The organism is Micromonospora sp. TSRI0369 (assembly GCF_001905625.1).
GTDB classification, from domain to species: domain Bacteria; phylum Actinomycetota; class Actinomycetes; order Mycobacteriales; family Micromonosporaceae; genus Micromonospora; species Micromonospora echinospora_A.
Map to the genome: position 1 here is coordinate 649,362 of NZ_LIVU01000002.1, position 17,718 is coordinate 667,079.

Consider the following 17,718-nt stretch of genomic DNA (forward strand, 5'->3'; position numbering starts at 1 on the left):
GGCCGGCCGATCGGCCGCGGGCGGGCACAGCACCATGCGTGTCAGTCAATCACAGCGCCTCACATCGCCCGCGTGGTCGACGCGGGCCGGCGACGCCGGTCAGGCGTGCAGCACCGTGAGCGCGAGCCGGGCGGTCTGCGTGTCGTAGCCCTCGGTGCGGTCGAAGCGGCCGATCCGCCCGACGTCGGTGACGACGTTCAGCGCGGCGTGCACGAGGACGCGGGCGTCCCCGGCGGGCAGGTCCGGTCGCACGGCGCGGACCAGGCCCACCCACTCCTCGACGTGCAGGCGCTGCGCGCCGCGCAACTGGTGCCGGTCCTGGTCGGGCAGGTTGTTGTTCTCCGCCAGGTAGACCGCGACGAGGTCGCTCTGGGTGAACGTGAAGTCGACGTAGGCCCGCACCACCCGGCGCAGCGCGTCGGCCCTGTCGCCCGCCTCGGCGATCGCGGCGGTCGTGGCTCCGGTCAGGCGGTCGGTGGCGCGGTAGTAGGCGGCCGCGAGCAGGTCGGCCTTGCTCGGGAAGTACCGGTACACGCTGGATGCCTGCATGCCTGCCGCGCGCCCGATGTCCTCGACGGCGACGGCGTGGTAGCCGTGGCGGTGGAACAGGCGGATCGCCTCGACCAGCAGCAGCTCGCGGCGCGACGCCGGACGCACCGGCGCGGCGACGGGCGCCGGGTCCGCCGTGGCGCGCGGGCGGGGCGGCACCGAGGGAGCGTCGGTCCGCAGCAGGGTCCAGGCGACGCGGGTGAGCAGGCGTTCGGTGTCGGCGCCAGTGGCCGCGGCCCGGTAGGTGGTCACGCTGCCGAAGGCGCTCAGCGCCGCGTTCGTCAGCAGGTCCGCCTGCCCGGCCGTCAGCTCGGGGCGCAGCTCGCGCAGCGGCCCGGCCAGGCGGCCGACGAGCGTGGTCATGCTCGCGGCGAACTCCTGCCGGTGCTCGGCGGTGAGATACCGGCCCTCCCACTGGTACAGCCCGGCCACCCGTCGCCGGCTCACCGCGGCCCCGGCGAGCGCGTGCAGCAGTTCGTCGAGCCGCGCCCGCGGGTCGGTCGCGGACGGCTCCTCGGTGGCGGCGAGCAGCGCGCCGACGACCTCCCGCGTGGCGTGCACGAGGATCGCGTACTTGTTCGGGAAGTGCCGGTAGACGGCCGGGCCGCTGATGCCGACGGCGGCGGCGATCTCGTCCACCGACACCCCGTGGTAGCCCCGCTCGCAGAACAGCTCGGCGCCGGCCAGCGCGATGCGGGCCTTGCGGTCCTTCGGCCGTCTGGCAGGTGCCGGCGCGGTGTCGCTCGCTGCTTGTCGCACCCCTACACGTTAGCGCCACCTCGCGGCATCTCCGTGTCACCCCGGCGTCTCAACGGCCGCCGAATCCGGGCCGGGTCGATGGCGGCCAGCGCTCTTCGGGCATCGACGCTTCTTGACAAGCTGCGGTGGGCTCAAGAAAAGTTAGGCGAAATTCGCATGCGGGTGAGCAATGAGGAGCTTGGCATGACGACCGAGGCGTTCATCTACGACGCGTTGCGCACACCGCGCGGGCGAGGCAAGCCCACCGGGGCCCTGTACGGGGTCAAACCGATTTCGCTCGTCACCGGCCTGATCGAGGAGACCCTGCGGCGGATGCCCGGCCTGGACCCGGCGCTGATCGACGACGTCGTGCTCGGCGTGGTGTCCCCGCTCGGCGACCAGGGCGCGGACATCGCCCGCGCCGCTGCTGTCGCCGCCGGCCTGCCCGACACCGTGGCCGGCGTCCAGCTCAACCGCTTCTGCGCCTCCGGGCTGGAGGCGGTCAACATCGCCGCGCAGAAGGTGCGCTCCGGCTGGGAGGATCTCGTCCTCGCCGGTGGCGTCGAGTCGATGTCCCGGATACCGATGGGCTCCGACGGGGGAGCGTGGGCGCTGGACCCGGAGACCAACTACACCACCGGCTTCGTGCCGCAGGGCATCAGCGCCGACCTGATCGCCACGATCGCCGGCTTCGACCGCGAGACCGTCGACGCGTACGCGCTCCAGTCGCAGGCGCGGGCCGCGAAGGCGTGGGCGAACGGCTACTTCGGCCGCTCGGTCGTGCCGGTGCGTGACCGCAACGGGCTCACCGTCCTGGACCGTGACGAGCACATCCGGGCCGACTCGACGGCGGAGAGTCTCGCCGCCCTGCGCCCCTCGTTCGCCGGGATCGGCGAGCAGGCGGGCTTCGACGCGGTCGCGTTGCAGAAGTACCACTGGGTCGAGCGCATCGAGCACGTCCACACGGCGGGCAACTCCTCCGGCATCGTGGACGGCGCCGCGCTCGTCACGATCGGCAGCGAGGCGGCCGGCGCCGCCGCCGGGCTCACGCCCCGGGCCCGCGTCGTCGCGACAGCGCTCAGCGGCGCCGACACCACCATCATGCTCACCGGTCCGGCCCCGGCCGCCCGCAAGGCGCTGGCCAGGGCGGGCCTCGGCGTCGAGGACCTCGACCTGGTCGAGATCAACGAGGCGTTCGCCGCCGTGGTCCTGCGGTTCGTCGCCGACCTCGGACTCAGCCCGGAGATCGTCAACGTCAACGGCGGCGCGATCGCGATGGGGCACCCGCTCGGCGCGACCGGCGCCATGATCCTCGGCACGCTCGTCGACGAGCTGGAACGGCGCGGCGGCCGCTACGGGCTGGCCACGCTCTGCGCCGGCGGCGGCATGGGCATCGCCACAGTCATCGAACGAATCTGAGGAGCGCGAATGGCAAACACCATCCGGTGGGAGCACGGCGACGACGGCATCGTGCTGCTCACCCTCGACCACCCCGGCCGCTCGGCGAACGTGATGAACGCGGAGTTCGGCGCGAGCCTCACGGACACTGTGGACCGGCTCGAAGCCGAACGCGACCGGATCACCGGCGTGATCGTCACCTCGGCCAAGAAGACGTTCTTCGCCGGCGGCGACCTGGAGACCCTGGTGCGGCTGACCCCCGCCGACGCCGAGACGTCAGCCGCCGGTGCGGCCGCGCTCAAGCACGCCGTACGCCGGCTGGAGACGCTCGGCCGCCCGGTCGTCGCCGCGATCAACGGATCCGCGCTCGGCGGAGGACTGGAGCTCGCCCTGGGCTGCCACCACCGCATCGTCCTCGACGACCCCGCCATCGAGATCGGCTTCCCCGAGGTCACGCTCGGCCTGCTGCCCGGCTGCGGCGGCGTGGTACGTACCGTCCGGCTGCTCGGCGTCACCGCCGCGCTGACCGACTGGCTGCTGCGCGGCCAGCGCCGCCGGCCGCAGGACGCGCTCGCGCACGGGCTGGTCGACGAACTCGCCGCCGACCGGGACGCCCTGATGGCCGCCGCCCGGGATTGGATCGCCGCGAACCCGGACCCGACCCAGCCGTACGACCGCAAGGGCTACCGGATGCCCGGCGGCACCCCGTCCAGCCCGGGGCTGGCGACGCAGTTGCCGGCCATGCCGGCGCTGCTGCGCAAGCAGCTCAAGGGCGCGCCCTACCCGGCGCCCCGCAACATCCTCGCCGCCGCCGTCGAGGGCGCCCAGGTCGACCTGGACACCGCGTTCACGATCGAGGGGCGGTACTTCACCGAGCTGGCCACCGGCCAGGTCGCCAAGAACATGATCAAGGCGCTCTTCTTCGACCTCCAGACCGCCCGGTCCCGCACCGCCGGAGGCGACCACGAGCCGGTGCGCGGCGTCGCCGTCGTCGGCGCGGGCATGATGGGCGCCGCCATCGCGTACGTCTGCGCCCGCGCCGGAATGCGCGTCGTGCTCAAGGACGTGACGGTCGAGGGGGCGGAACGGGGCAAGGCGTACTCGGCCGGTCTGCTCGACAAGGCGGTCGCCCGGGGCCGGTCCACGCCGCAGAAGCGCGACGAGATCCTCGGCCGGATCCAGGCAACCGGTGACGTCGCCGACCTCGCCGGCGTCGACCTCGTCATCGAGGCGGTCTTCGAGGACCCCGCGCTCAAGCACAAGGTGTACGCCGAGATCGAGCAGGTCGCGCCGGACGCGCTGATCGCCTCCAACACGTCCACGCTGCCCATCACGCTGCTCGCCCAGGGCGTCAGCAAGCCGGAGGAGTTCGTCGGGCTGCACTTCTTCTCCCCGGTGGACAAGATGCCGCTGGTCGAGGTGATCCGTGGGGAGCGGACCAGCGAGGCCACGCTGGGGCGCGCCCTCGGGGTCGTCCGCGCGCTGCGCAAGACGCCGATCGTCGTCAACGACAGCCGGGGCTTCTTCACCAGCCGGGTCATCGGGACGTTCACCAACGAGGGCGTGGCGATGCTCGCCGAGGGCATCCCGGCGGCGACCATCGAGCAGGCCAGCAGCCAGGCCGGGTACCCCGCGCCGGTCCTCGCGCTGATGGACGAGCTGACCCTCACACTGCCCCGCAGGATCCGGCAGGAGACGGCCGCGGCCACAGTCGCCGCGGGCGGCACCTGGCATCCGCACGCGGCCGACGCGGTCATCGACCGGATGATCGACGAGTGCGGCCGGACCGGGCGGTCGGGCGGCGCCGGCTTCTACGACTACCGCGACGGGAAGAGAGCCGGGCTCTGGCCGGGGCTGCGGGAGCAGTTCGGCGGCACCAACCTGGACACACCCTTCGAGGACCTCAAGGAGCGGATGCTCTTCATCGAGGCGATCGAGTCGGTGCGGTGCCTGGACGAGGGCGTGCTGACCTCCGTGGCCGACGCCAACGTCGGCTCGATCCTGGGCATCGGCTACCCGAGCTGGACCGGCGGCGTCCTGCAGTACGTCAACCAGTACGACGGCGGGCTGCCGGGCTTCGTCGCCCGCGCCCGCGTGCTCGCCGAGCGCTACGGCGAGCGCTTCGACCCGCCGCCGCTGCTGTGCGCGATGGCCGAGCGGGGCGAGCGGTTCGAGTAGGCGACGACGCGGCCCGGCCGGTAGGGCTCACCCTCCGGCCGGGCCGTCGCACGTCAGGGCATCCGGTCGGACAGCCCGTACGTCTTCGCGATGATCTCGCGCTGGATCTCGCTCGCGCCGCCGTAGACGGTGGACACGATCGACGAGCGGACCAGGCGCTCCATGTCGAACTCGGTGGTGTAGCCGTAGCCGCCCATCATCTGCATCGCGTCGAGGGCGACCCGGCGGGCGGTCTCGGTGGCCTTGAGTTTCGCCATCGAGCTCTCCCGGGGCAGCATCGTGTCCGGGGACCTGTCGACGGCGGCGGCGGTGTCGTGGACCAGCAGCCGGGCGCACTCGATCTCGGTGGCCAGGTCGGCGAGGCGGTGCCGGATCACCTGGAACGACCCGATCGGCCGGCGGAACTGCCGCCGGTTCTTGACGTACTCCACGACGTCGTCGAACGCCCGCTGCGCGGTGCCGAGCATGATGCTGGCGAGGATCAGCCGCTCCATGTTGAGCCCGGCCATCAGTTGCCGCCAGCCGTTGTCGACCTCACCGACCACGGCGTCGGCGGGCAGCACGCAGTCGGTGAAGTAGAGGTCGTTCACCTCCCGGCCGCCCATGGTGTCGATGCCGGAGACGGTCAGGCCGGGCGCCGTGGCGGGGACCAGGAACATGGTCAGGCCGTGGTGGTCGCCGGCCCGGCCGGAGGTACGGGCAACCAGCAGGATGTGCTCGGCCAGGTGGGCGTTCGAACACCACGTCTTCTGGCCGTTGACGACGTACCCGTCACCGCGGCGCTCGGCGCGGCAGCTCAGGTTCGCCACGTCCGAGCCGGCCTCGGGCTCGGACATCGCCACCGCCTCGATGACGCCACGGGCCACCCCGGACAGGATCAGCTTCTTCTGCGCCGGTGTGCCGAACCGCTGGTAGGTGGCGGCCACGATGATCGAGGTGGTGAAGCCGCCGATCGGGGCCATCGCGCGGGCCGTCTCCTCCAGGAACAGGCACAGCTCCGTGATGCCGGCGCCGCCGCCGTCGAACTCCTCCGGCAGGGACAGGCCCAGCCAGCCGAGGTCGGCCATCCTGCGGTACAGCTCCGGGCTGTGCGGTTCCCGGCCGCCATTCGTGAGGTTCTGCCGCTGCTCGCGGGTGCCCACCTCGCGGCGGCAGAAGTCGCGCACCGCCTCGACCAGGGATCGTTGCTCGTCGCTCCACTCCACTGCGGTACCTCCAGCGCGTCAGCAGGGATTGACAGCAAGGCTAGACTATCGAATATCAAATGTCAGGAGGCTGCCGATGACGTCCCTCGTGGAGCGCCCTCGCCGGTTGCGCGTCGTCGACCCGGTCACCGGGGAGCACCGCGCCGACTACGAGATGGCCGACGACGAAGCCGTACGCGCCGCCGTCGAGCGGGCCCGCGAAGCGGCCGGCTGGTGGGCGGGCCTGGACGCCCGGCAGCGCCGCCGGCACCTGCTGGCGTACAAGGCGGCGGTCGCCGGCGGCATCGAGGAACTGGCCGGGATCATCCGGAGCGAGACCGGCAAGAGCCTCGCCGGGGCCCAGCTCGAGGTGATGCTCGCCGTCGAGCACCTGGACTGGGCGGCGCGCCACGCCCGGCGGGTGCTCCGGCGGCGGTCGGTCTCCTCCGGCCTGCTCGCGTTCAACCAGGCCGCCTCCGTCGAGTACGTGCCGTACGGCGTGGTCGGCGTGATCGGCCCGTGGAACTATCCCGTCTACACGCCGCTGGGCGCGGTGTCGCACGCGCTCGCGGCCGGCAACGCGGTGGTGTTCAAGCCCAGCGAGTTCACCCCGGGCGTCGGGGTGTGGCTGGCCGAGCGCTGGCGTGCGCTGTTCCCCGACCACCCGGTGCTGCAGGTCGTCACCGGCGACGGCACGACCGGCGCGGCGCTGTGCCGCGCGGGGGTCGACAAGGTCGCGTTCACCGGGTCGGCCGCGACGGCGCGCGTGGTGATGGCCGCTTGCGCCGAGAGCCTGACGCCGGTGGTGATCGAGGGCGGCGGCAAGGACGCGCTCATCGTCACGGCCGACGCCGACCTCGACGCCGCCGCCCGGGCGGCGGTCTTCGGCGGCCTCGGCAACGCCGGGCAGACCTGCGCCGGCGTCGAGCGCGTCTACGTCGAACAACCGGTGTACGAGCCGTTCCTGGCCAGGCTGACCGAGCTGGCGCGGGAGGTCCGTCCGGGCGCCGAGCCGGACGCGCCGTACGGGCCGATGACCACGCCCGCCCAGCCGGACGTCGTGCGGCGTCACGTCACCGACGCGCTGGAGCGGGGCGGCCGGGCCGTGGTCGGTGACGCGAACTCGGTACGGCCCCCGTTCGTGGAGCCGGTCGTGCTGGCCGAGGTGCCGGAGGACAGCGCGGCGGTGACCGAGGAGACGTTCGGGCCGGTGCTCGTGGTCAACCCGGTGGCCGACGCCGACGAGGCGGTACGCCGGACGAACGCGACGACCTACGGGCTCTCCGGCTCGATCTTCACCCGCGACCGCCGCCGTGGCCTGGCGCTCGCCGGGCGGCTGCGGGCCGGCGCGGTGTCGGTCAACTCGGTGCTGGGGTACGCCGGCGTGCCGTCACTGCCCTTCGGCGGTGTGGGCGACTCGGGGTTCGGCCGGGTCCACGGCGCGGACGGACTGCGCGAGTTCAGCCGGGCGCGGTCGGTCACGTGGCAGCGGTTCCGGCCCGCGATCGACGTGATGACGCTGCAGCCGTCCGCCGCCGCCATGCGCCGGTCGCTGGCGATGTTCGCCAGGCGTCATGGCCGGTGAGTGACTCACTCGCTCCACACGCCGAGGCCGTCGAGGTGCTTGACCAGCCGCTCGGCGCCGTCGGTGAAGTGGCGGGCCATGACCGGTCGGACGGTCTCCGGGTCGCGGGCTTCGAGCGCGTCGAGCAGGGCCTCGTGATCGGCGACCATGCCGGCCCGCCACTCCGGGTCGGCGGCGTAGAAGCGCGAGGGCGTGTAGCGGGTCACGGTCCGCAGCAGCCAGGACAGCTTGCGCGCGTCGGCGAGCCGGTTGATCCGACGGTGGAACTCGTACTCCAGTTGCTCGACCCGGCTGACCTGCCGGGCCTGGGCGGCCCGGCGCAGGCGCTCGTGCTGCTGCCGCAGGTCGTCGAGCTGGTCGGGCGTGATGCTGAGGGCGACCCGGGCGGCCAGCTCGCCGGCGATGTGGCCCTGGAGGCCGAACACGTCGATGATGTCCTGCCGGGACAGCGGCGCGACCACGTGCCCGCGGCGCGGTTGCAGCTCGACCATGTCCTCCGCGCGCAACATCAGCAGCGCCTCACGCACCGGCGTGATGCTCAGCCCGGTCTCCTGGGCGACCTCCTCCAGCCGGATCCGTTCGCCGGGGCGCAGCTGGCCGGACATGATCCGGTCACGCAGCAGGCCCGCCACCGTCTCGGAGAGCTGGGGCTGGGACACGCTCGGGGTCTTGCCACGTTCCGCCACCGGACAAGGGTATCAAATGTCAAATGTCACAAAAGTCGAGCCGGTCGGTGACGGCCTGCGGGCTGCCACCGCCGGTGGCATCCGCACCATCTGGTTCGACCGGCCCGACCGGCGCAACGCGATGTCACTGGAGATGTTCCGCGACTACTACGCCGCGCTGGTGGCCGCCGACGCCGACCCGCAGGTACGGGCGATAGTGGTGACCGGCGCCGGCGACTGGTTCTGCGCCGGCGCCGACCCGGAGGCGCTCGTCGCGCTGCTCGACGGGCACAACCGTGACCTGCTGGCAGACGGGTTCGGCTTCCCACCGCACCTGCCGTTGACGCTCGGTACGCCGATCGTCGCGGCGGTGAACGGCGGAGCGGCCGGCCTGGGCCTGGTCCACGCGCTCTACGCCGACGTGCGGTTCCTGTCCGAGCGGGCGCGCCTGGCCACCTCGTTCAGCCGGCTCGGCCTCGTCGGCGAGTACGGCAGCGCCTGGCTGCTGCCCCGGCTGATCGGCGTCGGCAACGCGCTGGACCTGCTGTTGTCCGGCCGCAAGGTCGACGCGGCGGAGGCGTACCGGATCGGGCTGGTGCAACGCGTGCTCCCACACGAGGAGGTGCTGGCCGAGGCGCAAGCCTATGCGGCGGACCTCGCCGAGCACTGCTCACCGGCCTCCATGGCGGTGATCCGGCAGCAGGTCTGGTCGGGCCTGGAGACCGGGGCAGCCGAGGCGGCCGGCGACGCCGTCCGGCTCATGACCGCCTCCCTCGCCGGGGCCGACTTCGGCGAGGCCCTGCTCAGCCGGGCCCAGGGACGCGCACCCCGCTTCGCCCCGCGGGCCGGCGCGTGAGCGGCCCGCTCGCCGGCGTCCGGGTCGTGGAACTGGCCGGGATCGGGCCCGGCCCGTTCGCCGCCATGCTGCTGGCCGACCTGGGCGCCGACGTGGTGCGCGTCGACCGGCCGGAGCCCGGCGCGTTCGCCGCCGGCGAGCCCGGGCGGAACCTGCTCAACCGGGGCAAGCGCTCGGTGGTGGTGGACCTGAAGCACCCCGACGGCGCCGAGGTGGTCCTCGAACTCGCCGGCCGGGCCGCGATCCTGATCGAGGGCTGGCGTCCCGGCGTGGCCGAGCGGCTCGGCGTCGGACCGGAGGCCGCGCTGGCCCGTAACCCCGCCCTGGTCTACGGACGGATGACCGGGTGGGGGCAGGACGGGCCGCTGGCCCGCGCCGCCGGCCACGACATCGGCTACATCGCCGTGGCCGGGGCGCTGCACCCCATCGGCCGCGCCGGCGGGCCACCGCAGATCCCGCTCAACCTGGTCGGCGACTTCGGCGGCGGCGCGCTCTACCTGGTCGTCGGCATCCTGGCGGCGCTGCACGTGGCCGGCGCCACCGGGCGCGGGCAGGTCGTCGACGCCGCCATCGTGGACGGCGCGGCCCACCTCACCACCCCGTTCGCCGGGCTGCTCGCGCAGGGCGCCTGGCGACCCGAGCGGGGCCGCAACCTGCTCGACGGCGGCGCGCCGTTCTACGACGTGTACGCCACCGCCGACGGCGGGCACATGGCCGTGGGCGCGCTGGAACCCCAGTTCTACGCCGAACTGCTGCGCCTGCTCGGCCTCGCCGACGCGGACCTGCCGGCACAGCACGACGTCGCCGGATGGCCGGTGCTGCGTGCCCGCTTCGCCGAGGTGTTCGCCGGCCGTACCCGCGACGAGTGGACAGCGGTGTTTGACGGCACCGACGCCTGCGTCGCGCCGGTGCTCTCGCTCACCGAGGCGCAACACCACCCGCACCTCGTGGCGCGCGGCACGTACGAGGAGCACTTCGGCGTCCGGCAACCCGCCGTGGCGCCCCGCCTGTCCGGGACACCCGGCCGGGTCGGCGGCCCGCCGCCCGCGCCCGGCGCGGACACCGAGCCCGCCCTCACCGACTGGGGACTGGGCACACACCTACGACGGTGGCGCGACGGCGGCGCCGTCCGCCAGGGACAGGGAGTTCGCTGATGCGTATCGGGACGACGCTCGCCTACGCCGCCGACCCCCGCGGTGGGGCCGACGACGTGGCCGCCTGGGAACAGGACGGCCTGGACGTGGTCTGGGTGTCCGAGGCGTACGGCTTCGACGCGCCCACTGTGATGGGTTACCTGGCCGCCCGGACGAGCCGGGTGCACATCGGTTCCGCCATCCTGCCGATCTTTTCGCGTACCCCGGCGTTGCTGGCGCAGACCGCGGCGGGCCTGGACGCGATGTCCGGTGGCCGCGCCATCCTCGGTCTGGGCGCGTCCGGGCCGCAGGTGATCGAGGGCTGGCACGGCGTGGCGTACGACCGGCCGCTGGCCCGCACCCGGGAAGTGATCGACATCTGCCGGCGGGTGTGGCGGCGCGAGACGCTGACGAACGACGGGCTCTACCGGTTGCCGCTGCCGCCCGGTGAGGGCACCGGGCTGGGCAAGCCGCTGAAGATCCTCACCCACCCGGTCCGCGACCGCATCCCGATCCACGTGGCCAGCCTGGGCGACCGGAACGTGCGGATGACCGCCGAGATCGCCGACGGGTGGCTGCCGTTCCTCTACGACCCGCAGCGCGCGGGCGACGTCTGGGGTGACGCGCTGGCGGCCGGCCGGGCGAAACGGCCCGCCGATCTCGGGCCGCTGGAGGTGGTGGCCGGTGGCCCGCTGGCGATCGGCCCGGACGTGACCGGGCTGCGCGACCTGGCCCGGCCGCTGATCGCGCTGTACGTGGGTGGGATGGGCGCCAAGGGCCGCAACTTCTACCACGACCTGCTGTGCCGCTACGGCTACCCGGCCGAGGCGGACCGCATCCAGGACCTCTACCTGGCCGGCCGCAAGGCCGAGGCCGCCGCCGCGGTGCCGGCCGAACTGCTGGAACGCACCAGCCTGATCGGGCCGGAGAGCTACGTGCGCGACCGGGTGCAGGAATTCCGCGACGCGGGCGTGACCGTCCTCAACGTCGCGCCGCTGGGCGACGATCCCCGGCGTCTCGTTGCCGCCGTCGCGGACATGGCCCGGTAGCGCAGGGTAGGGAGCTGACACATGGACCGCGCGATCTTCACCGCCGACCACCTCGCGTTCGCCGAACTGGTGCGCGCGTTCATCGACAAGGAGATCACCCCGCACCACGAGCGCTGGGAGGCCGACGGCATCGTCGACCGCGCCGTGTGGCGGGCCGCCGGGGCCGCCGGCCTGCTCGGTTTCTTCGTCGACGAGCGGTACGGCGGCGCCGGGGTGACCGACCGGCGCTTCCACGCCGTCCTGACCGAGGAACTGGCCCGGGCCGGTGCCAGTGGCCCGGCGTTCGGCCTGCACAACGACATCATCGGGCCGTACCTGACCGACCTGACCACCGAGGAGCAGAAGCAGCGCTGGCTGCCCGGCTTCTGCTCCGGCGAGATCGTCACCGCCATCGCCATGTCCGAGCCGGGCGCCGGCAGCGACCTGCAGGGCATCACCACCACGGCGGTACGCGACGGCGACGGCTGGGTGCTCAACGGGCAGAAGACGTTCATCAGCAACGGCATCCTGGCCGATCTGGTCGTCGTGGTCGCCCGTACCGACCCGGACGCCGGGCGGCGGGGGATCAGCCTGCTGGTGGTCGAGCGGGGCATGCCGGGCTTCGAGCGGGGCCGCAACCTCGACAAGCTCGGGCAGAAGGCGCAGGACACCGCCGAGCTGTTCTTCGCCGACGTCCGCGTGCCGGCGGCCAACCTGCTCGGCGCGGAGGGGGAGGGCTTCGCCTACCTGATGCGCAACCTGCCGCTGGAACGGCTGTCGATAGCCGTCGCGGCGCTCGCCGGCGCCGAGACGGTGTTCGCGCAGACGCTGGAGTACTGCAAGCAGCGTCAGGCGTTCGGCCGTCCCATCGGCAGCTTCCAGCACAACCGGTTCGTGCTCGCCGAACTCGCCACCGAGCTGCGACTGGGCCGGGTCTTCGTCGACGACTGCCTGGTGGCGCCGGACCTCGGCGCGGAGACGGCGGCGATGGCGAAGTGGTGGTGCACCGAGTTGCAGAAGCGCACCGTCGACAGGTGCCTGCAGTTGCACGGCGGCTACGGCTACATGCGCGAGTACCCGGTGGCCCGCGCCTACCTGGACGCCCGTGTCCAGACCATCTACGGCGGCACCACCGAGATCATGAAGGAGGTGATCGGCCGGTCACTGGGCCTGTGAGCCGGTCTCCAGCATGGGTACGAGGAACCGGCGGGCCATCTCCCGCAGCGCGTCGTCGTCGTCCAGGTCGATGACGTGGCTCGGGGTGAGCAGGAAGGAGCAGGACAGCCGCGTCATCAGCTCGGCCACCACCTCGACGTCCACGGCGCCGGAGATGGTGCCGGCGCGTTGCTCGCGGCGCAGCTGCCCGGCGACGAACCGCTGCACGGTGGCCAGCGTCCGCCCGCCGTCGCTGATCATCGAGGGGATGAGCACGTCCGGCTCGACGCTCATCAGCCCACCGATCAGCGGGTTGCGGCGGATCGCGCCCAGCGCGCTGACGAAGCCCAGCACCACCCGGTCAGCGACGGTCTCCGCCCGCTGGATGTCGAGGAGGAACTGGTCGAAGTAGCGGCGGAACTCCCGGCGTACCACCTGCTCGACCAGCCGGTCCTTGGTGGCGAACCGGCGGTACGCGGTGATCCGGGAGACGCCGGCCCGGCGGGCCACGTCCTCCATCGTGGAGCGCCGGATGCCCATGCGGCAGAACTGCTCGTAGGCGGCGTCGAGGATCCGGGTGGCCACCTCGTCGGTCTCGTCGGCGCTCTGCAGCGCCTCGGTGAACGCGCGTTCCAGCAGCGACTCCGGCGGGCCGGCCGGCCCGCCGTGACCCGCCTGGGGGGAGGACGCCTGCGCGGGGGCGGTCCGGGCCATGTGCCCTCCCGGGAGAGACGGTGACGCGACTGGCGCTTCACCGTACCAACCGCCGGGGCGTACCCCGGCAAAGCGCGACCGCCGCGCTCCCGGGTGCGGGGCGCGGCGGTCGCGGCCGTCGTGCGGTGCTCAGGAGCCGGCGCGCTTGGCCGTCGCCTTCAGGTAGTCCCGGTTGAGCCGGCCGATGGTGTTCAGCGGGATGCCCTTCGGGCAGGCCGAAGCGCACTCGCCGATGTTCGTGCAGCCGCCGAAGCCGGCCTCGTCGTGCGCGTCCACCATGCCGATCACCCGGGTGTAGCGCTCCGGCTGGCCCTGCGGCAGCAGCGAGAGCTGGGTGATCTTCGCGGCGGTGAACAGCATGCCGGAGCCGTTCGGGCAGGCCGCCACGCAGGCTCCGCAGCCGATGCAGGCGGCCGATTCGAACGCGGCGTCCGCGTCGGCCTTCGGCACCGGCACCGAGTGCGCCTCCGGGGCGCTGCCGGTCGGCGCGGTGACGTAGCCGCCGGCCGCGATGATCTGGTCGAACGCGTTGCGGTTGACCACCAGGTCCTTGACGACCGGGAAGGCCCGGGCCCGCCACGGCTCGATGTCGATCGTGTCGCCGTCGGAGAACTGCCGCATGTGCAGCTGGCAGGCGGTGGTGCCGCGCTGCGGGCCGTGCGCCTCACCGTTGATCATGAGGCTGCACATGCCGCAGATGCCCTCGCGGCAGTCGTGGTCGAACGCGACCGGCTCCTCGCCGTCGAGGATCAGCCGCTCGTTCAGCACGTCGAGCATCTCCAGGAAGGACATGTCCGGCGACACGTCCTGCACCGGGTAGGTCACCATCCGACCCTTGTCCTCGGGGCCGTGCTGGCGCCAGATGCGCAGGGTCAGGTTCACTTGTAGCTCCGCTGCGTGGGGTGAACGTATTCGAAGGTCAGGTCTTCCTTGTGCAGCACGGGCTCACCGGTGCCGGTGTACTCCCAGGCCGCCACGTACGCGAACCGGTCGTCGTCGCGCTGCGCCTCGCCGTCGGGGGTCTGGTGCTCGGCCCGGAAGTGGCCGCCGCAGGACTCCTCGCGGTGCAGCGCGTCGATGCACATCAGCTCGGCCAGCTCGAAGAAGTCGGCCACCCGGCCGGCCTTCTCCAGCGACTGGTTGAGCCCCTCGCCGTCGCCCGGCACGCGCACCCGCTGCCAGAACTGCTCGCGCAGCGCGCGGATCTCGTCGATCGCCTTGCGCAGCCCGGCCTCGGAGCGCTCCATGCCGCAGTGCTCCCACATGATCTGGCCCAGCTCGCGGTGGAACGAGTCCACGGTGCGGTCGCCGTTGATCGCGAGCAGCCGCTTGATCCGGTCCTCGACGTCGGTACGCGCCGCGACCGCCTCGGGGTGGCTCGCGTCGACCTTCTCCAGCGCGCCGGAGGCCAGGTAGTTGGCGAGCGTGTTCGGCAGCACGAAGTAGCCGTCCGCAAGGCCCTGCATCAGTGCCGAGGCGCCGAGCCGGTTCGCGCCGTGGTCGGAGAAGTTGGCCTCACCGATCACGAACAGGCCGGGGATGCTCGACTGCAGGTCGTAGTCGACCCAGAGGCCGCCCATCGTGTAGTGCACGGCGGGATAGATCCGCATAGGGACCTCGTACGGGTCCTCGCCGGTGATCCGCTCGTACATCTCGAAGAGGTTGCCGTACTTGGCCTCGATGGCCTTGCGGCCGAGCCGGTCGATCGCGTCGGCGAAGTCGAGGTAGACGCCGAGGCCGCTCGGGCCGACGCCGCGTCCCTCGTCGCAGACGTTCTTCGCGGCGCGGGAGGCGATGTCGCGGGGGACCAGGTTGCCGAAGGAGGGGTAGATCCGCTCCAGGTAGTAGTCCCGCTCGTCCTCGGGGATCTCCCGGGGGCTGCGCTGGTCGCCCTTGGCCTTCGGCACCCACACCCGGCCGTCGTTGCGCAGCGACTCGCTCATCAGGGTCAGCTTCGACTGGTGGTCGCCGGAGACCGGGATGCAGGTCGGGTGGATCTGCGTGTAGCAGGGGTTGGCGAAGTACGCGCCCTTGCGGTGCGCCCGCCAGGAGGCGGTGACGTTGCAGCCCTTGGCGTTCGTGGAGAGGTAGAAGACGTTGCCGTACCCGCCGGAGGCGAGCACGACGGCGTCGGCCATCTCGGTGCTGATCTCGCCGGTGACCATGTCGCGGACCACGATGCCGCGCGCCCGGCCGTCGACGATGACCAGTTCGAGCATCTCGTGGCGGGCGTTCATCTCCACGTTGCCCAGGCCGATCTGCCGCTCCAGGGCCTGGTACGCGCCGAGCAGCAGCTGCTGGCCCGTCTGGCCCCGGGCGTAGAAGGTGCGCTGGACCTGCGCGCCGCCGAAGGAACGGGTGTCGAGCAGGCCGCCGTACTCGCGGGCGAACGGCACGCCCTGGGCCACGCACTGGTCGATGATGTTGACCGACACCTCGGCCAGCCGGTGCACGTTCGACTCGCGGGAGCGGAAGTCGCCGCCCTTGACCGTGTCGTAGAAGAGGCGGTGCACCGAGTCGCCGTCGTTGCGGTAGTTCTTGGCGGCGTTGATGCCGCCCTGCGCGGCGATCGAGTGGGCCCGGCGCGGGCTGTCCTGGTAGCAGTAGGACCGCACCTGGTAGCCCTGCTCGGCCAGCGTGGCGGCGGCGGAGCCGCCGGCCAGGCCGGTGCCGACCACGATCACCGTCATCTTGCGGCGGTTGGCCGGGTTGACCAGCTTCATCTCGAAGCGGTGGCGCTCCCACCGCGTCTCGATCGGGCCGTCCGGGGCCCGGGTGTCGGCGATCGGGTCGCCTTCGCTGTAGAGATCCATGTCAGGACACCAATCCGGTGATCACGGCGAACGGGACCAGCAGGTAGCCGCCGACGAGCGCGACGGCGAAGACGAGCGCGGCGATCTTGGCCCGGCGCTCGCCCTTCGGGGTCTGCTGGCCGAGGCTGCGGAACGCGCTGAACGCGCCGTGGCGCAGGTGGAAGCCGAGGGTCACCAGCGCGAGGGTGTAGAAGAGCGTGACGTACCAGCGCTCCGGCGCGAAGCCGGCGACCACGTTGCCGTACGGGTTGGCCGGGTCGCCCTGCGGGTTCAGGTGACCCGTGGTCAGGTCGAGGATGTGGTAGATCACGAAGAGCAGGATGATCACACCACCCCAGCGCATCGTGCGGGCCGCGTAGTTCACGTGGATCTTGCGGCGGTGCGCGTACTTCACCGGCCGGGCGGCGCGGGACCGCATCGCGAGCATGGTGGCCGCGCCGATGTGCCCGAGGACGGCCACGGTGAGCACGGTGCGCTGGATCCACAGGAACCACGTCGTGGGCAGCAGCGGCGTGCCGATGTCGCGCAGCCAGTGCGCGTAGTGGTCGAACGACGTCTCGCCCGTGAAGATCTTCAGGTTCCCGAGCATGTGCAGGATCAGGAACAGCACAAGGATGATGCCCGTCACCGCCATGACGGCCTTGAGGCCGACGTTCGAGCGGATGGGCGACCGAGTTTTCGTGATTACCACGCGAACGACGCTAGGAGCACTTCGATCAGGCGTCCAATGCATCGAAATCGCAGCGTTGATAGCCGTAGGCTATGTAGATGCAGCTCCATCAGCTTCGGTACTTCGTAGCGGTCGCCGAAGTACGACATTTCACCCAGGCGGCCGATCTTGTCGGCATAACCCAGCCTTCGTTGAGTAAGCAAATTCACGCGCTGGAGACCGACCTGGGGGCCCCGTTGTTCGAGCGGGTAAGGGGCAACATCACACTCACCGCGGCCGGCGAGGTGCTGCTGCCACTGGCCAAGCGGATCCTGGCCGACGTCGACACCGCGACCCGCGAGGTGCAGGAGCTGGTCGGGCTGCGCCGTGGCCGGGTCCGGCTCGGCGCCACGCCCAGTCTGGCCACCTCGCTCGCGCCGCCGGTGCTGCGCCGGTTCCGTGACGCGCACCCCACGATCGACCTGCGCGTGGAGGAGGGCGGCTCGCAGGACCTCGTCCGGGACCTGCTTCGCGGCGGCCTCGACCTCGCCCTGATCATCATGCCGTCGGCCGGCACCGACCCGGGGCTGCGCGCCGACCCGATCCTGCGGGAGAGCCTGGTGGTCGCCTCCGTCGACCCGCTCCCCGGCGCCTCGGCCACCGGCGAGCTGTCCATCACCGACCTGCGCGACCAGCCGCTGGTCATGTTCCGCGAGGGCTACGACCTGCGCGACGCCACGCTCCAGGCGTGCCGGGCGGCCGGGTTCGAGCCGACCCTGTCCGTCGACGGCGGAGAGATGGACGCGGTGCTCAGCTTCGTCGAGGCCGGGCTCGGCGTCGCGCTGGTGCCGGGCATCGTGGTGGCCCGCCGCGCCGGCATCCGGGTCACCCGGCTCGTGCCGCCCGGAGTCCGCCGGACCATCGCGGTGGCCCGCCGCCGCGACGTGGTCCCCACCCATGCCGGGCGCGAGCTGCGCCGCATCCTCCTGGAGTACGTCCACGACGCCACCGCCGCCGACCAGCTCCCGCCCGGTGTGGAGCCGTTACCGGCTGTTTGACGGATCTCCGACATG

At 72.4% G+C, this 17,718-nt stretch carries 15 protein-coding genes; 8 read left to right on the forward strand and 7 right to left on the reverse strand.

The annotated features are described in order from the left end of the window. Positions 1 to 99: 99 nt before the first annotated feature. Entirely contained in the window at positions 100 to 1,308 is a 1,209-nt protein-coding gene (locus AMK25_RS08220; protein ID WP_073827523.1) for a TetR/AcrR family transcriptional regulator, read from the reverse strand. Positions 1,309 to 1,491: 183 nt separating this feature from the next. On the opposite strand from AMK25_RS08220, the gene AMK25_RS08225 reads away from it, so the two are divergent. Further along, positions 1,492 to 2,706 (forward strand): acetyl-CoA C-acetyltransferase, encoded by a 1,215-nt coding sequence (locus AMK25_RS08225; protein WP_073827524.1) that lies wholly within the window; start codon positions 1,492 to 1,494, stop codon positions 2,704 to 2,706. A gap of 9 nt (positions 2,707 to 2,715) precedes the next feature. After that, positions 2,716 to 4,863 carry a 3-hydroxyacyl-CoA dehydrogenase NAD-binding domain-containing protein gene (locus AMK25_RS08230; RefSeq protein ID WP_073827525.1) on the forward strand — a complete coding sequence of 716 codons (2,148 nt, stop codon included), beginning with the start codon at positions 2,716 to 2,718 and terminating at the stop codon, positions 4,861 to 4,863. Between the two features lie 53 nt (positions 4,864 to 4,916). Here AMK25_RS08230 and AMK25_RS08235 read toward each other — a convergent pair whose 3' ends face one another. Next, entirely contained in the window at positions 4,917 to 6,068 is a 1,152-nt protein-coding gene (locus tag AMK25_RS08235; RefSeq protein ID WP_073827526.1) for an acyl-CoA dehydrogenase family protein, read from the reverse strand. A 76-nt stretch (positions 6,069 to 6,144) separates the two neighbouring features. Between AMK25_RS08235 and AMK25_RS08240 the strand changes: the two genes are divergently transcribed. After that, positions 6,145 to 7,632 carry an aldehyde dehydrogenase family protein gene (locus AMK25_RS08240; RefSeq protein ID WP_073827527.1) on the forward strand — a complete coding sequence of 496 codons (1,488 nt, stop codon included), beginning with the start codon at positions 6,145 to 6,147 and terminating at the stop codon, positions 7,630 to 7,632. A 5-nt stretch (positions 7,633 to 7,637) separates the two neighbouring features. Here AMK25_RS08240 and AMK25_RS08245 read toward each other — a convergent pair whose 3' ends face one another. Further along, the gene (locus AMK25_RS08245) at positions 7,638 to 8,318 is read right to left on the reverse strand and encodes a GntR family transcriptional regulator (RefSeq protein ID WP_073827528.1); all 681 of its coding nucleotides are present in this window, start codon (positions 8,316 to 8,318) and stop codon (positions 7,638 to 7,640) included. Positions 8,319 to 8,334: 16 nt separating this feature from the next. Between AMK25_RS08245 and AMK25_RS08250 the strand changes: the two genes are divergently transcribed. Genes AMK25_RS08250 through AMK25_RS08265 form a run of 4 tightly spaced genes read left to right on the forward strand, consistent with a single transcriptional unit; the run spans position 8,335 to position 12,490 of the window. Continuing rightward, the gene (locus AMK25_RS08250) at positions 8,335 to 9,153 is read left to right on the forward strand and encodes an enoyl-CoA hydratase-related protein (RefSeq protein WP_073827529.1); all 819 of its coding nucleotides are present in this window, start codon (positions 8,335 to 8,337) and stop codon (positions 9,151 to 9,153) included. Beyond that, entirely contained in the window at positions 9,150 to 10,307 is a 1,158-nt protein-coding gene (locus AMK25_RS08255) for a CaiB/BaiF CoA transferase family protein (RefSeq protein WP_073827530.1), read from the forward strand. The genes AMK25_RS08250 and AMK25_RS08255 overlap by 4 nt, the downstream gene beginning before the upstream one ends. Continuing rightward, positions 10,307 to 11,335, forward strand: coding sequence for an LLM class F420-dependent oxidoreductase (locus AMK25_RS08260; protein ID WP_073827531.1), 1,029 nt, complete (start codon positions 10,307 to 10,309; stop codon positions 11,333 to 11,335). Before AMK25_RS08255 ends, AMK25_RS08260 begins: the two co-directional genes overlap by 1 nt. 21 nt (positions 11,336 to 11,356) lie before the next feature. Continuing rightward, positions 11,357 to 12,490 (forward strand): acyl-CoA dehydrogenase family protein, encoded by a 1,134-nt coding sequence (locus AMK25_RS08265; protein WP_073827532.1) that lies wholly within the window; start codon positions 11,357 to 11,359, stop codon positions 12,488 to 12,490. On the opposite strand, the gene AMK25_RS08270 is transcribed toward AMK25_RS08265, so the two are convergent. The 4 genes from AMK25_RS08270 to AMK25_RS08285 form a co-directional block, all read right to left on the reverse strand. Then, entirely contained in the window at positions 12,476 to 13,183 is a 708-nt protein-coding gene (locus AMK25_RS08270; RefSeq protein ID WP_073827533.1) for a TetR/AcrR family transcriptional regulator, read from the reverse strand. The two genes, AMK25_RS08265 and AMK25_RS08270, sit on opposite strands and share 15 nt — an antisense overlap. Positions 13,184 to 13,312: 129 nt before the next feature. Next, positions 13,313 to 14,065, reverse strand: coding sequence for a succinate dehydrogenase/fumarate reductase iron-sulfur subunit (locus AMK25_RS08275; RefSeq protein WP_073827534.1), 753 nt, complete (start codon positions 14,063 to 14,065; stop codon positions 13,313 to 13,315). Continuing rightward, positions 14,062 to 15,996: a fumarate reductase/succinate dehydrogenase flavoprotein subunit gene (locus AMK25_RS08280; RefSeq protein WP_073827535.1), complete on the reverse strand. Its 1,935-nt coding sequence runs from the start codon at positions 15,994 to 15,996 to the stop codon at positions 14,062 to 14,064. Before AMK25_RS08280 ends, AMK25_RS08275 begins: the two co-directional genes overlap by 4 nt. A gap of 1 nt (position 15,997) precedes the next feature. Further along, on the reverse strand, positions 15,998 to 16,681 hold the full coding sequence (locus tag AMK25_RS08285) for a succinate dehydrogenase cytochrome b subunit (RefSeq protein ID WP_073827795.1): 684 nt from the start codon (positions 16,679 to 16,681) through the stop codon (positions 15,998 to 16,000). Between the two features lie 83 nt (positions 16,682 to 16,764). Between AMK25_RS08285 and AMK25_RS08290 the strand changes: the two genes are divergently transcribed. Continuing rightward, positions 16,765 to 17,703, forward strand: coding sequence for a LysR family transcriptional regulator (locus AMK25_RS08290; RefSeq protein ID WP_073827536.1), 939 nt, complete (start codon positions 16,765 to 16,767; stop codon positions 17,701 to 17,703). Positions 17,704 to 17,718: the final 15 nt, after the last annotated feature.

Coding starts and splice junctions, on each gene's coding strand:
- AMK25_RS08230 (WP_073827525.1), top strand. CDS start 2,716: ATGGCAAACACCATCCGGTGGGAGCACGGCGACGACGGCATCGTGCTG.
- AMK25_RS08270 (WP_073827533.1), bottom strand. CDS start 13,183: ATGGCCCGGACCGCCCCCGCGCAGGCGTCCTCCCCCCAGGCGGGTCAC.
- AMK25_RS08265 (WP_073827532.1), top strand. CDS start 11,357: ATGGACCGCGCGATCTTCACCGCCGACCACCTCGCGTTCGCCGAACTG.
- AMK25_RS08280 (WP_073827535.1), bottom strand. CDS start 15,996: ATGGATCTCTACAGCGAAGGCGACCCGATCGCCGACACCCGGGCCCCG.
- AMK25_RS08225 (WP_073827524.1), top strand. CDS start 1,492: ATGACGACCGAGGCGTTCATCTACGACGCGTTGCGCACACCGCGCGGG.
- AMK25_RS08250 (WP_073827529.1), top strand. CDS start 8,335: ATGTCAAATGTCACAAAAGTCGAGCCGGTCGGTGACGGCCTGCGGGCT.
- AMK25_RS08240 (WP_073827527.1), top strand. CDS start 6,145: ATGACGTCCCTCGTGGAGCGCCCTCGCCGGTTGCGCGTCGTCGACCCG.
- AMK25_RS08290 (WP_073827536.1), top strand. CDS start 16,765: ATGCAGCTCCATCAGCTTCGGTACTTCGTAGCGGTCGCCGAAGTACGA.
- AMK25_RS08260 (WP_073827531.1), top strand. CDS start 10,307: ATGCGTATCGGGACGACGCTCGCCTACGCCGCCGACCCCCGCGGTGGG.